This is a genomic window from Pseudomonas sp. 18.1.10, from assembly GCF_024655625.1.
Taxonomy (GTDB): Bacteria; Pseudomonadota; Gammaproteobacteria; order Pseudomonadales; family Pseudomonadaceae; genus Aquipseudomonas.
In genome coordinates, this window is sequence record NZ_JANLGL010000045.1 from 8868 (window position 1) to 20873 (window position 12006).

13 protein-coding genes and 1 pseudogene are annotated in these 12006 nt (G+C 63.2%); 6 read left to right on the top strand and 8 right to left on the bottom strand.

Annotated elements, in window-relative coordinates; genetic code table 11:
• Window positions 1-233: 233 nt before the first annotated feature.
• A pseudogene (locus tag NUV89_RS10545) lies at window positions 234-632 on the bottom strand (MAPEG family protein); the annotation flags it as partial.
• Window positions 625-930, bottom strand: coding sequence for a DUF2834 domain-containing protein (locus tag NUV89_RS10550; RefSeq protein WP_257781242.1), 306 nt, complete (start codon window positions 928-930; stop codon window positions 625-627). The pseudogene NUV89_RS10545 and the gene NUV89_RS10550, both read right to left, overlap by 8 nt.
• Window positions 931-1013: 83 nt before the next feature.
• On the opposite strand from NUV89_RS10550, the gene NUV89_RS10555 reads away from it, so the two are divergent.
• Both NUV89_RS10555 and NUV89_RS10560 read left to right on the top strand, forming a co-directional pair.
• Window positions 1014-1802 carry a helix-turn-helix transcriptional regulator gene (locus NUV89_RS10555; protein WP_257781243.1) on the top strand — a complete coding sequence of 263 codons (789 nt, stop codon included), beginning with the start codon at window positions 1014-1016 and terminating at the stop codon, window positions 1800-1802.
• 54 nt (window positions 1803-1856) lie between these two features.
• On the top strand, window positions 1857-3557 hold the full coding sequence (locus NUV89_RS10560) for an amidase (protein ID WP_257781244.1): 1701 nt from the start codon (window positions 1857-1859) through the stop codon (window positions 3555-3557).
• 145 nt (window positions 3558-3702) lie between these two features.
• Here NUV89_RS10560 and NUV89_RS10565 read toward each other — a convergent pair whose 3' ends face one another.
• Window positions 3703-4440, bottom strand: a complete 738-nt coding sequence (locus tag NUV89_RS10565) for a CPBP family intramembrane glutamic endopeptidase (protein WP_257781245.1) — start codon at window positions 4438-4440, stop codon at window positions 3703-3705.
• A complete protein-coding gene (locus NUV89_RS10570) occupies window positions 4437-4664 on the bottom strand; it encodes a DUF6434 domain-containing protein (protein ID WP_257781246.1) in 228 nt (75 codons plus the stop codon). Before NUV89_RS10570 ends, NUV89_RS10565 begins: the two co-directional genes overlap by 4 nt.
• A gap of 238 nt (window positions 4665-4902) precedes the next feature.
• Between NUV89_RS10570 and NUV89_RS10575 the strand changes: the two genes are divergently transcribed.
• Complete coding sequence (locus tag NUV89_RS10575) at window positions 4903-5328, top strand: nuclear transport factor 2 family protein (protein ID WP_017736083.1); 426 nt, start codon at window positions 4903-4905, stop codon at window positions 5326-5328.
• 1 nt (window position 5329) lies between these two features.
• On the opposite strand, the gene NUV89_RS10580 is transcribed toward NUV89_RS10575, so the two are convergent.
• A complete protein-coding gene (locus NUV89_RS10580; RefSeq protein ID WP_257781247.1) occupies window positions 5330-6655 on the bottom strand; it encodes a PLP-dependent aminotransferase family protein in 1326 nt (441 codons plus the stop codon).
• 89 nt (window positions 6656-6744) lie between these two features.
• On the opposite strand from NUV89_RS10580, the gene NUV89_RS10585 reads away from it, so the two are divergent.
• Window positions 6745-7635: a DMT family transporter gene (locus tag NUV89_RS10585; RefSeq protein WP_257781248.1), complete on the top strand. Its 891-nt coding sequence runs from the start codon at window positions 6745-6747 to the stop codon at window positions 7633-7635.
• Here NUV89_RS10585 and NUV89_RS10590 read toward each other — a convergent pair.
• Window positions 7632-8198 carry a YceI family protein gene (locus tag NUV89_RS10590; RefSeq protein WP_257781249.1) on the bottom strand — a complete coding sequence of 189 codons (567 nt, stop codon included), beginning with the start codon at window positions 8196-8198 and terminating at the stop codon, window positions 7632-7634. The genes NUV89_RS10585 and NUV89_RS10590 overlap by 4 nt on opposite strands.
• 91 nt (window positions 8199-8289) lie before the next feature.
• Between NUV89_RS10590 and NUV89_RS10595 the strand changes: the two genes are divergently transcribed.
• Both NUV89_RS10595 and yghX read left to right on the top strand, forming a co-directional pair.
• A complete protein-coding gene (locus tag NUV89_RS10595; protein ID WP_257781250.1) occupies window positions 8290-8784 on the top strand; it encodes a PaaI family thioesterase in 495 nt (164 codons plus the stop codon).
• A 44-nt stretch (window positions 8785-8828) separates the two neighbouring features.
• Window positions 8829-9716, top strand: a complete 888-nt coding sequence (yghX, locus tag NUV89_RS10600) for a YghX family hydrolase (RefSeq protein ID WP_257781251.1) — start codon at window positions 8829-8831, stop codon at window positions 9714-9716.
• Between the two features lie 140 nt (window positions 9717-9856).
• Here yghX and NUV89_RS10605 read toward each other — a convergent pair whose 3' ends face one another.
• Both NUV89_RS10605 and NUV89_RS10610 read right to left on the bottom strand, forming a co-directional pair.
• Complete coding sequence (locus NUV89_RS10605; protein WP_257781252.1) at window positions 9857-11041, bottom strand: DUF2252 domain-containing protein; 1185 nt, start codon at window positions 11039-11041, stop codon at window positions 9857-9859.
• A gap of 72 nt (window positions 11042-11113) precedes the next feature.
• Entirely contained in the window at window positions 11114-11992 is an 879-nt protein-coding gene (locus NUV89_RS10610) for a LysR family transcriptional regulator (protein WP_257781253.1), read from the bottom strand.
• Between the last annotated feature and the right edge of the window lie 14 nt (window positions 11993-12006).

The following is a 12006-nucleotide window of genomic DNA, read 5'->3' on the forward strand; positions in this document are numbered from 1 at the left end:
GCGAAGACGGCGGAACAGGCGACATCTCTACCAGCAGTGCCACCGCCTTCGTAGCCCCGCTAAAGCTCGACAACTCCCACACTTTGACTTGTGAACACGGTCCACTGTGGGAGCTGGCTTGCCTGCGAAGACGGCGGAACAGGCGACATCTCTACCAGCAGTGCCACCGCCTTCGTAGCCTCGCTAAAGCTCGACAACTCCCACATTTGATCAGCGGCGCTCTCCAATATCCTGCCTCCGAGACCGAACAGGCATGCCACACCAACACCGTAGGCCAGCGTGCGCCAAGGTTGCCATCCCATCAGATACGCCAAGGTGTGCACCACACGCGCCAGAGTGAACACACCGAACAGCCACAGCGTCGCGACGCTGTCACTCTGCTGCACCACACACAACCCACCCAGCACAAAAAACAGCGGGATGTTTTCCAGATCATTGGCCCACGCCCTGGCAGCGCGGGCCACGTGCGGCAACTCCACAGGCTGCTCGCTGCGATTGAACAAAGCCGCATCCTCACGATTGGTAAACGCCCGCCCCCGTATACGGAAATGTCCCTGATAACAGGAAATCGCGAACATCTTCAGGCACAACACCAACACGCATACCGCATATACCGGTAAAAGATCATTCATCCCTGAACCCCTTCACCACGATATAAAGCAGCGGCCCCACCGACACCAACACCGCCGTCAGCAAAAAATACGGCAGCACCGAACGCAGCGACCGCCCTCGCCCACGTGCGTCCCGATACATCCACACACAGGCCAGTATCGCCATCAGGTAAAGGTCAATCACCACCTGCGCCGTGTCCGGTCGCGACATCAATTCCTGCCCAAACGCCAGCAGCGACTGTTGCGCCGTCAGCAGCGTGAATAGCGTATACAGCGTAAATCCGAGCAACCCGGCCAGAGCGATATAGGGTCTTTGCATGGTCTCTTCCTTGGCGTGATGAAGGCCCACGTTAGTGATAAGGTTGCGCCCCTCGCAATGACCTCGGAGGTCATGAACCGCTCATGGACAACCCACCCAGCGCCGGCGAACAGCTGCGCCAGCTGCGCCGCCAGGCCAAGCTCAGCCAACTCGACCTGGCCTTGATTACCGGGGTTTCCCAGCGCCATCTCAGTTGCGTCGAAACTGGCCGCGCCAAACCCAGCCCGGGCACGTTGCACAACTTGCTGACGGCACTGGAGACACCGCTGGAGCAGTGCAACCGCGTCTTCCTCGCCGCCGGTTTCGCCCCGCGCTACGGCGCCACGCCGCTTGACGCGCCGGCCATGGCGGCGGTTCGCGAAGCCGTCAGCCATGTGCTGCACGCCAACAATCCCGCGCCGGCAATCCTGCTGGGCAGCCAATGGGAGGTGCTGGCTGCCAACGCGAGTACCGCCGTGTTGTTTGGTTTGGTGGGCATCCCGCCTGATGCGGCCGCTGGCTTGAACCTGCTGGGCACCCTGTTGCAGCCCGGCGGCCTTGGCGATCACCTGATAAATGCCGAAGAGATCCGCACCCTCGCGTGGCAACGCGCTACCCGCGAGGCATTGGGCAATCCCCGGCTGGCAGCTTTACTCGCCGATTTGCCAGCACCCACCGGCAGCGAACCGCCCCGGGAAATGCCACCCCTGGTGCTGACCCGCATCCGCTCCAGCCAGGGCGAGCTGAACTTCCTGTCCACCTTCACCACCTTTGGCATGCCCCAGGACATCACCCTCACCTCCCTGCGTATCGAACATCTGATTCCAGCTGACCCACACACCTGGCAGATAATGCGCACCGCCTATGCGGACTATTCGGCGCTGGTTTTGTGAAATATCTGTACGTAGACTGCCGCCATACCCCCACTTGAAGGCGGCGAAAAAAACGTGATGCAAGTAACCGAAGTCTCCATTGCCCAATTGCGCGCTGCGCTGGAATCCGGCCAGACCACGGCCGTTGAACTGGTCCAGGCGTACCTGGCGCGGATCGACGCCTATGACGGCCCGCAGACCGCGACCGCGTTGAACGCCGTGGTCGTGCGCAACCCGCAAGCCCTGGAAGAAGCCCAGGCGTCCGATGCGCGCCGGGCCAAGGGCGCAACCCTGGGGCCATTGGATGGCATTCCTTACACCGCCAAAGACAGCTACCTGGTCAAGGGCCTGACCGCCGCATCCGGCAGCCCGGCGTTTGCCAAGCTCGTCGCGCACCGTGATGCCTTCACCATCGAGCGCCTGCGCGCCGGTGGGGCGATCTGCCTGGGCAAGACCAATATGCCGCCGATGGCCAACGGCGGCATGCAACGCGGCGTGTATGGCCGCGCCGAAAGCCCCTACAACGCCAACTACCTGACCGCCCCGTTTGCCTCCGGCTCGTCCAACGGTGCCGGCACCGCCACCGCCGCGAGCTTTGCGGCGTTCGGCCTGGCGGAAGAAACCTGGTCCAGCGGGCGCGGCCCGGCGTCCAACAATGGCCTGTGTGCCTACACCCCGTCCCGTGGGGTGATCTCGGTGCGTGGCAACTGGCCGCTGACGCCGACCATGGACGTGGTGGTGCCCTACGCGCGCACCATGGCCGACCTGCTGGAAGTGCTCGATGTGGTGGTCGCCGAAGACCCCGACACCCGTGGCGACCTGTGGCGCCTGCAACCCTGGGTGCCGATTCCGAGCGTGGCCTCGGTACGTCCGGCGTCCTACGCGGAACTGGCGGTGGATGCCGCCTCCCTGGCCGGCAAACGCTTCGGCGTGCCGCGCATGTACATCAACGCTGACCCCGACGCGGGCACCAGCGAAAAGCCCGGCATCGGCGGCCCGACCGGACAGAAGATCAACACCCGCGCCACGGTGATCGACCTGTGGCAGGCCGCGCGCCAAGCCCTGGAAGCGGCCGGTGCCGAAGTCATCGAGGTGGATTTCCCCCTGGTGTCCAACTGCGAAGGCGACCGCCCGGGCGCGCCGACGGTGTTTACCCGTGGCCTGGTGTCCAAGGAATTCCTCCACGATGAGCTGTGGGAACTGTCCGCGTGGGCCTTCGACGATTTCCTGCGTGCCAACGGCGACCCAAGCCTCAACCGCCTGGCGGATGTGGACGGGCCAAAAATCTTCCCCCACGACCCCGGCACCTTGCCCAACCGTGAAGACGACCTTGCCGCCGGCATGGACGAGTACGTGCGCATGGCCGAGCGCGGTATCACCCCGTGGAACGAGATCGGCACCGTGCCCGACGGCCTGCGCGGCCTGGAGCAAACCCGCCGGCTGGACCTGGAAGACTGGATGGACAACCTCGGCCTCGACGCCGTGCTGTTCCCCACCGTGGCCGATGTGGGCCCGGCGGATGCGGACGTGAACGAAGCGTCGGCGGATATTGCCTGGAGCAATGGCATCTGGGTGGCCAACGGCAACCTGGCGATCCGCCACCTGGGCGTGCCGACGGTCACCGTGCCGATGGGCGTGATGGCGGACATTGGCATGCCGGTCGGGCTGACGTTTGCCGGACGCGCCTATGACGATTCGGCGTTGCTGCGCTTTGCGGCGGCGTTTGAGGCGACGGGGAGCAAGCGCCAGGTACCGCCGCGTACGCCGCCGTTGTAACAGGCCAGACGCAGTAAAAAATGTGGGAGCGGGCTTGCCCGCGAATGCGGAGTGTCAGTCACTAAATGTCTTACTGAACCACCGCTTTCGCGAGCAAGCCCGCTCCCACACAAGCCTGTTCCCACCTTTGGCTTTGTATTTCACATCAGGCGATGTAGGGCACCGCAATCAGCAAGATCGCCGTGCCATGGGCCACCGCCGCTGGCAACACGCCAAAGCGCATGCGCACCAACGCACACGCCAACCCTTCGAGCAAGGTAAACAGCAACACCGGCCAGCCCAGTTGAGTCACGCTCAACGCCAAGAAGGCATGGCACGCCGCAAACGCCACGCCACTGAGCAACGCCGCGCGCAACAACGTGACATGCTGTTCCAGATAGCCCTGCAAAAACCCACGAAACAACACCTCCTCCAGCGCATTGGCGCCAAACGCCAAGACCACCATGCCCGGCAACCACACCCAATAGCCGTGGATAGCCGACGCATCGATGCCTTGGTAAAGCCGCAGCGGCACGCCGATCAAGCACCCCACCAGCAGCCCGCACGCCAAGCCAATGCCGGGGTTGCCGAGGGTCCAGCGGATCAGCCGCCACAGGTCCGGTGCGAGGCGGGCCAGCAGCATGATCCACAGCACCGACAGCCAGCCCAACATCGCCAGCACAAAGGCATTGGCGCTGAAGGCGATCTGCACCTCGCTGCCTAACGCCCACATGCCCAACGGCGTCATCACGTCGCGCATCAGCACAAACGCGGCCAGCAGATTCAGGATGCGCATCGCCGGCAGCGCCTTGGGTGTGAGCGCAAACCACAGGCCGAACAACAGCAGGCCGGGGGTCAGGTGGCTGGCGTAGTCGACCAGTACCCACATGCCTTCGGTAATCACACACGCGGCTCCTGGCGCTCAGGGTTGCGGCGCCGCCACTCATCCACGACATCGCCCAGGTTCTTGGCGATGTCGTTGCGAATCCAGGCCATGAAAGGCCGATCGAATGTGAACCCGGGGCCGCAGTGTTCCAGCATGAAGCGGCGCACATTCTGGGTGTTTTTATAGCGTGGCGTTACAGGGGTGGCGCGGGTGAGGGTGTTGCTGTGCCAGTCAAAATCCATTTTGTCTCTCGCGTGTTTTGTTGTTGGGGCGACAGCATAGCGATGTGCCATTTTTCCAGGAAGAATCGGCCAGGATTATCTGATGTGTTAGGACGTCGTATATGAATATGTGTCGCGATTCCAGCCAATAGTTTCAAGATATTTCAAAATTTCACTTTCCTTCATCCTGACAAATACGGCATGGTTGTACGACGACTTAAACTGTCGTATTCACCCCCACAACAATAAGGAAACACCCATGCCCAACGTCAAAGTGTTGATCGGTTTTCTGTGCCTGTTCAGCGGCTATGTAGCTGCCGCCCCAGCGGAAAAGGACGTCGCCCAAGCGGTCGATCAACTGACCCAGGCCATGCTGCACCTGGACCTCAAGCAGCTGCATGCGCTGACCTCCGACACGCTCACCTACGGCCATTCCAGCGGCAAGGTGCAGAACAAGGCGCAGTTCATCGCCGACCTGGAAACCCACACCAGCGCCTTCAAGACCCTGGAAATGCAGAACCAGACCATCAGCCTGAACGGTGATACCGCCCTGGTGCGCAACCACTTTCACGCCCTGGCGGTGAACAGCGGCGTCGAAGTGCCCACCGATATCGACAACTTCCAGGTCTGGCAGAAGCAGCATGGCAAATGGCTGCTGATCGGACGTCAGGCCTACAAGTACTGAGTTACCACGCCACCACCTTGCGCACCTTCATCAGCGCTTCACGCAGCGCCGGCATGGCCACCGAGCCCAGTGCCAGGCGCAACGCGTGGGGCACCTGGGCCGAGACCGCAAACGGCTCGGCGGTGGACACGGAAATATTGTCGCGCTGCAAGGTCATGGCGATCTGATCGGCGCGGACCTCCTCCGCCAACGGCAGCCACAGGAAATACGATGACGGGTGACTGATGTAATCCAGCCCCGTCAGCACCTGCGCTGCCAACGCCTGGCGCGCCTGGGCATCCTTGCGCTTTTGCGCTTCCAACTGGGCGACGGTGCCATCTTCGATCCAGCCCACGGCAATCGCGCACATCACCCCCGGCACGTTCCAGGTGGTGGCCATGATCGTGCGTTCCAACACCTTTACCCACGCGGCAGGCGCCGCGACAAACCCGACCCGCAGACCGGTCGCGACACTTTTCGACAGGCCGCCCACGTACACCGTGCGCTCCGGTGCCAAGGTCGCCAGGGGTGGCGGCGGGTTTTCGGCGAGAAACGCGTAGGCCGCGTCCTCGATAATCATCAGATTGTGCTGACGGGCAATAGCGACCAATTGCTCGCGCTGCTCCAGGCTCATGACCCAGCCCAGCGGGTTATGCAGGGTCGGCATGCTGTACACCGCACGCACCGGGCGCTTGCGGCACAGCTGCTGCAAGTGGTGCAGGTCCGGGCCGGCGGGCGTTACCGGGATCGCGACGATTTCCAGGTGCAGGGTCTCGGCCAGCACCTTGAAGCCTGAATAGGTCAGCGCATCCACGGCGACCACATCGCCCGGCTTGAGCAGTGCCATCATCGTCACCGCCAACCCGTGCTGGGCGCCGCTGACCACCAGCACCTGCTCGGCCTCCACCGTCAGCCCTCGGTTCAACAGGTGCCGGGCCACCACCGCGCGCTCATGGATGCGGCCGGCGTGGGGCTGATACCGCAACAACGCCTCAAGGTCGCCGGACAATGCCAACTGGCGCAGGGCCGTGCGCAACAGATCCGCCTGGCCCGGCAGTGACGGGTAGTTGAAGTTCAGGTCCAGCATGCCTGTCGCGACGGTCATCTGCCCACTGCCCTGCCCCGGCGGCAAGGCGATCTCACGCACAAAGGTGCCACGCCCGGTTTCACCGCTGACCAGGCCCATGGCCTCAAGTTCGGCGTACACCCGGCTGGCGGTCACCAGCGCCAGGCCATGTTCGGCCGCCAATTGCCGGTGGGTCGGCAGGCGCGTGCCGGGCGGCATGTCGCCGTTGCGAATCGCGGCGGCAAAGGTATCGACCAGCGACTTGTAGCGGGCGCGCGGCATAGGGCTGTATCCATGACAATTTTTTGATTGTAATAATCTTCAACTCTAGGATGGCCCGCACGCAATCATTCTTTTTCAGGCCACTGCCCATGGAACGCACGTCTTCCCTCAACACCCTGGGCAGCAACACCCAGGGCTGGCTCAACGGCTTTATCGGCGTGGTGATCTTCAGCGGCTCATTGCCGGCCACGCGCTTGGCGGTGATGGAGTTCGACCCGGTATTCCTGACCATGATCCGCGCCGCCATTGCCGCCGTACTCGGATTGCTGCTGTTAGGGCTGTTCAAAGAGAAACGTCCGGCGCGCAACCAGTGGGCGCCTTTGGTAATCGTCGCGCTGGGTGTGGTGATTGGCTTTCCCTTGCTCACGGCACTGGCGCTGCAATACGTGACCTCCGCCCATTCCATCGTGTTTATCGGCCTGTTGCCGCTGGCCACGGCCGTGTTCGGCGTGCTGCGCGGCGGCGAGCGCCCGCGCCCGGTGTTCTGGCTGTTTTCGATCCTGGGCAGCGTGCTGGTGATGGGCTATGCGTTTGCCCAAGGCTTGAGCGCCGCACCGGCGGGTGATGTGCTGATGTTGTTGGCGGTGCTGGTGTGCGGCCTGGGCTATGCCGAGGGCGCCAAGTTGTCGCGCAGCCTCGGTGGCTGGCAGGTGATCTGCTGGGCGCTGGTGGTGTCGCTGCCGGTGGTGCTGCCGTTGAGCCTGATCCTCGCACCCGCAAGTTTGCGCGGCATCAGCCTGCCCGCGTGGCTGAGCCTGGGCTATGTGGCGTTGTTCAGCATGCTGATCGGCTTTGTGTTCTGGTATCGCGGCCTGGCCCAGGGCGGTATCGCGGCGGTGGGCCAGTTGCAACTGCTGCAACCGTTCTTCGGCCTGGCGCTGGCGGCAGGCTTGCTGCATGAGCAGGTCAGCCTGGGCATGGTGCTGGTCACCGTCGCGGTCATCGCTTGCGTGGCCGGCGCGAAGAAATTCGCCCGCTAGCGTTGCGGCGCGACCATCTTGAACTTGATGTGGATGTCATTCGACACCACGCTGTTGCCAGCCCACTCGCCCTCGCCGATCTTGAAATCGGCGCGTTTGAGGATGAACTCGCCGTCGAACACACCGATGCCGCCTTGTTCCTTGAGCACCACGTCCACCGTCACCGGTTGCGTGATGCCTTTGAGGGTCAGGTTGCCGTCGATCTTGAAGCGATTATCCCCCAGCGCCGTGGCGCCACTGGATTGGTAGACGCCCTGCGGATACGTCGCCGTATCGAACCAGGACGGGCGCTGCAATTGATCGTTGGCATCCGGGCTGCCGGCATCGATGCTGGCAAGCTGGATCGTGAGCCGCGCATGGGCCGCCTCGGGGTGCTGCGTGTCAAACGCCAGCGTCCCTTCAAACTCGCCGAACGTGCCGTAGACCCGCTGGCCGAACTGCTGGAAGGTGAAGCTGATCTGGCTGGCCGCGCGGTTGACGTCTCGATACTCCACGGCCCGGGCACTGGAAAACCCACCCAGGACCAGCGCCAGCAACACGATTGGGAAAAGTCGAAGGTTCATGCAACGCTCCGCGAGAAGTAAGGCCAACGGGTTCCCATCCTGCCCGTGTGCTGCTAAACAGAGTAGCCCCCCAAAACAATAAGGACATTTCATGCAGGCTGCTTCTCTCCAAGACATGACCGCCCCCGAAGGTATCTGCTACGGCTGCGGCGCCAGCAACCCCCACGGCTTGCACATCAAGAGCCGTTGGGACGCCGACGGCATCCACCTGCTCGCCGAACACCTGCCCGACGCCCAATACAGCGGCTGGCCGGACCTGGTCTACGGCGGCCTGATCGCCATGCTGGTGGATTGCCATTCCAACTGGACGGCCATGGCGTACCACTACCGCGCAGAACAGCGCGAACCCGGTAGCCTGCCGCGCATCGACTGCGTCACTGGCAACCTCGGCATCAAGTTCATCAAGCCCACGCCCATGGGCGTCACCTTGACCTTGCGCGCGCGAGTCGAGGGCGACGTGGGGCGCAAAAGCCGCGTGGTCTGCGAGGTGTACGCAGGCAGCGTGCTGACGGCCATTGGCGACTCGCTGTTCGTGCGCGTCGACACCGGCCAATTGGCCGCCACCGCCCATGGCCGCGAGGGTTGAAGGTGGTTTACATTGACCGCCACCGCTAATCGAGGATTGCACCGATGACTCGTCTCACCGCGAAAGACTTTGCGCCCGAACTGCTGGAACTCTACGACGGCTACGCCCACGGCAAGATCAACCGCCGCGAATTTCTCGACCGCGCCGCGCTGTTTACCTTTGGCGGCCTGACCGCCTCGGCGTTGCTGGCGGCCTTGAGCCCCAACTACGCGCTGGCCGAACAAGTGAAATTCACCGACCCGGATATCGTTGCCGACTACATCACCTATCCCTCGCCCAAGGGCAACGGCACCGTACGCGGCTACCTGGTGCGCCCGGCCAAGGCCGCAGGCAAATTGCCCGCCGTGGTCGTCGTCCACGAAAACCGTGGCCTCAACCCCTATATCGAAGACGTCGCCCGACGCCTGGCCAAAGCCGGTTTTATCGCCTTGGCGCCGGACGGCCTGACCTCGGTGGGCGGCTACCCCGGCAATGATGAAAAAGGCGTGGCCCTGCAACAGACCGTTGACCCGACCAAGCTGATGAACGACTTCTTCGCCGCCATCGAATGGCTGATGCACCACGACAGCAGCACCGGCAAGGTCGGCATCACCGGCTTCTGCTACGGCGGCGGCGTGACCAATGCGGCAGCGGTGGCCTACCCGGAATTGGGTGCGGCGGTGTCGTTCTATGGGCGCCAGCCCGAGGCCAAGGACGTGCCGCGCATCAAGGCGCCGATCATGCTGCATTTTGGCGAGCTGGATACGCGGATCAATGAAGGCTGGCCGGCGTATGAGGCCGCGTTGAAAGCGGCCGGCACTACCTATGAGGCGTTTATCTACAAAGGCGCCAACCATGGTTTCCACAATGATTCGACGCCACGGTATGACGAGGCGGCGGCGAATCTGGCGTGGGAGCGCACGCTGGGCTGGTTCCGCAAATACCTCGCCTGACGCCGATCCAAATGTGGGAGCGGGCTTGCTCGCGAATGCGGTGGGTCAGCCATTTATCTGGCGACTGACACTACGTATTCGCGAGCAAGCCCGCTCCCACACAACCACGGTTCCACCGTTAATCCTCAGTATTTTACGGATCAATGTTCCAGCGCATACCGGCGGCAATGGTTGAGATAACCCTGTTCATGGCTGCCCACCAGTTGCACCACGCTGGTCCACAGCCAGGACGGCGCGTCCAATTGCTTGGAGCGATTCTCCTGTAGCGCGGCCATCCAGTCCTTGCGTGTGTCCCGGTCCATCTGCCGCGCATGGGCGATCCCCACCACGCGGGCCAGGTAGCCGGCAGCGTGCATGGCGTCAATCTCGCTCAGCTCATCCAGTTCCAGCTTCATGTCCTGGGGCAACAGCTCGCGGATGAAAAAGCCGTGGTCGAGAAACCGCGTCGCCACCATGCGTTCACCCAGGCCCGGTGACAACTGGCGGGCGCCCTCCACCACACGCCGGCCGTTGTCGCGGGGCATTTTCGCGCGGGCGGCTCGCGGTGCGGCGGCGCCGACGGCCTCCTTGATATCGATCAGGCAATATTCTTCGTCCTCCTTGTCGCCCACCCCCAGCAACACCGCGTAACGCAGCAAGCCCAGGGAACTGCACCCCTTGACCCAGTACGCCGAGTCCAGCAACTGCACCTTGGCATCCTTGGGCCGACCCTTGAGGGAGGTGACCAACTGGTGGATTTCGTCCGAGGCGCAGACGGTTTCCAGCGCACTTTTTTCCGCCCGCGACAACGACCAGAAGTGTTTGCCCAACGGAATGGTCGGCCGCGCACTGTCGATGCGTTCACGCGCCAGGCTCTTCCACGTACGCTCCACGGCGCTGCGCATGCCCGCCTTGACCTGGGACGGGCGCGGCGGCGTTTCGTCGGGCTTGTCCTTGAACGCCTGTTCGTAGCCCACCATCATTTCCTCGAGCATGCGCGCGGTGGTCACGCCGGGTAAGTCCGAGCCCCGGGCGGCGGTGGCCAGGGACAGGGCCAGGCGCACCAGGTCATGGGCCGGGTTGCCGATTACGGTCTGGTCAAGGTCGCGGATATGCATGTCGATGCGGCCCTTGTTGTCGCCGGTCGGGCCCAGGTTGCCGGCGTGGCAATCGCCGCAGATCCAGATCGCCGGGCCGTGGGGCAAGCGCCGACCCGGCAGGCTGTGCAGCCATTCATAAAACTGCACGGTGCTGCCACGCACGTAGGCGTGGGCAGAACGGGCCATTTTCAGGTTACGCAGTTGCGTGAGATGGGGTATGCGGTCGGAGGGGCGCGGGCTTTTCATGAAGGCACTCGGTACGGGGTACGGTAGAGGCTGGCCCGCAACAAATGTTTCATTTTGTTTCTGAATTAAAATTCAGTGCTGTCCCGCGACCGCCTTCAACCAGCCCTTGAACGCCAGCATCGCCGGGGTTTCGGCACGCGACTGCAAGCGGGTCAACCAGTAACTGCCAGTGCTGATGCCGACATCGAAGGGTTGGCGGATGGCATCGCTTTGCAGCTGGCGCGAAAACATCAGCGCCGGCGCCAGCGCCACGCCGATGCCCTGCAGCGCCGATTCCATCATCGCCAGGGACGAGTCGAACACAACGCTGCGCGGCACCAGGGTGTCGGCGGGCAAGCCGGCGGCCTGGAACCACAGGCTCCACTCATCGGCGCGGTAGGAACGCAGCAAGGTGTGCTTGAGCAGATCGGCCGGCGTGCGCAGCTGCTCGGCGAGGTGCGGCACACACAGCACGGTCAGCGGTGCTTCCAGCAGTTGGCAGGCGTCGGTGCCGTGCCAGGCACCGGCACCGAAACGCACCGCGTAATCCAGGCCTTCGGCGGCCACGTCCACCCGGTTGTTATGGGTGGACAGGCGCAGGTCGATAAACGGATAACGCGCATGAAAGTCGGACAGGCGCGGCAGCAACCAACCCACGGCGAAGGTGCCTACCGCGCCCACGGTGAGCACTTCGCGGTAATGTCCGCCTTCGAACTGGCTGAGGGTCTGGGCGATGCGGTCAAAGGATTCACGCACCACCGGCAGCAGGGTTTCGCCTTCGCTGGTCAGCATCAAGCCCCGTGGCAAGCGCTTGAACAAGGTGACATTGAGCTGCGCCTCCAGGCTTTTCACTTGATGGCTGACCGCTGCCTGGGTGACGCACAACTCGATGGCGGCACGGGTGAAGCTCAAATGCCGGGCCGAGGCCTCGAATGCACGTAGGGCGTTAAGGGGAAGATGGGAACGAAGCATGCTTTAACCAAAAT

Coding starts and splice junctions, on each gene's coding strand:
- NUV89_RS10555 (WP_257781243.1), top strand. CDS start 1,014: ATGGACAACCCACCCAGCGCCGGCGAACAGCTGCGCCAGCTGCGCCGC.
- NUV89_RS10580 (WP_257781247.1), bottom strand. CDS start 6,655: ATGCCGCGCGCCCGCTACAAGTCGCTGGTCGATACCTTTGCCGCCGCG.
- yghX (WP_257781251.1), top strand. CDS start 8,829: ATGACTCGTCTCACCGCGAAAGACTTTGCGCCCGAACTGCTGGAACTC.
- NUV89_RS10590 (WP_257781249.1), bottom strand. CDS start 8,198: ATGAACCTTCGACTTTTCCCAATCGTGTTGCTGGCGCTGGTCCTGGGT.
- NUV89_RS10585 (WP_257781248.1), top strand. CDS start 6,745: ATGGAACGCACGTCTTCCCTCAACACCCTGGGCAGCAACACCCAGGGC.
- NUV89_RS10575 (WP_017736083.1), top strand. CDS start 4,903: ATGCCCAACGTCAAAGTGTTGATCGGTTTTCTGTGCCTGTTCAGCGGC.
- NUV89_RS10550 (WP_257781242.1), bottom strand. CDS start 930: ATGCAAAGACCCTATATCGCTCTGGCCGGGTTGCTCGGATTTACGCTG.
- NUV89_RS10570 (WP_257781246.1), bottom strand. CDS start 4,664: ATGGATTTTGACTGGCACAGCAACACCCTCACCCGCGCCACCCCTGTA.
- NUV89_RS10595 (WP_257781250.1), top strand. CDS start 8,290: ATGCAGGCTGCTTCTCTCCAAGACATGACCGCCCCCGAAGGTATCTGC.
- NUV89_RS10610 (WP_257781253.1), bottom strand. CDS start 11,992: ATGCTTCGTTCCCATCTTCCCCTTAACGCCCTACGTGCATTCGAGGCC.
- NUV89_RS10605 (WP_257781252.1), bottom strand. CDS start 11,041: ATGAAAAGCCCGCGCCCCTCCGACCGCATACCCCATCTCACGCAACTG.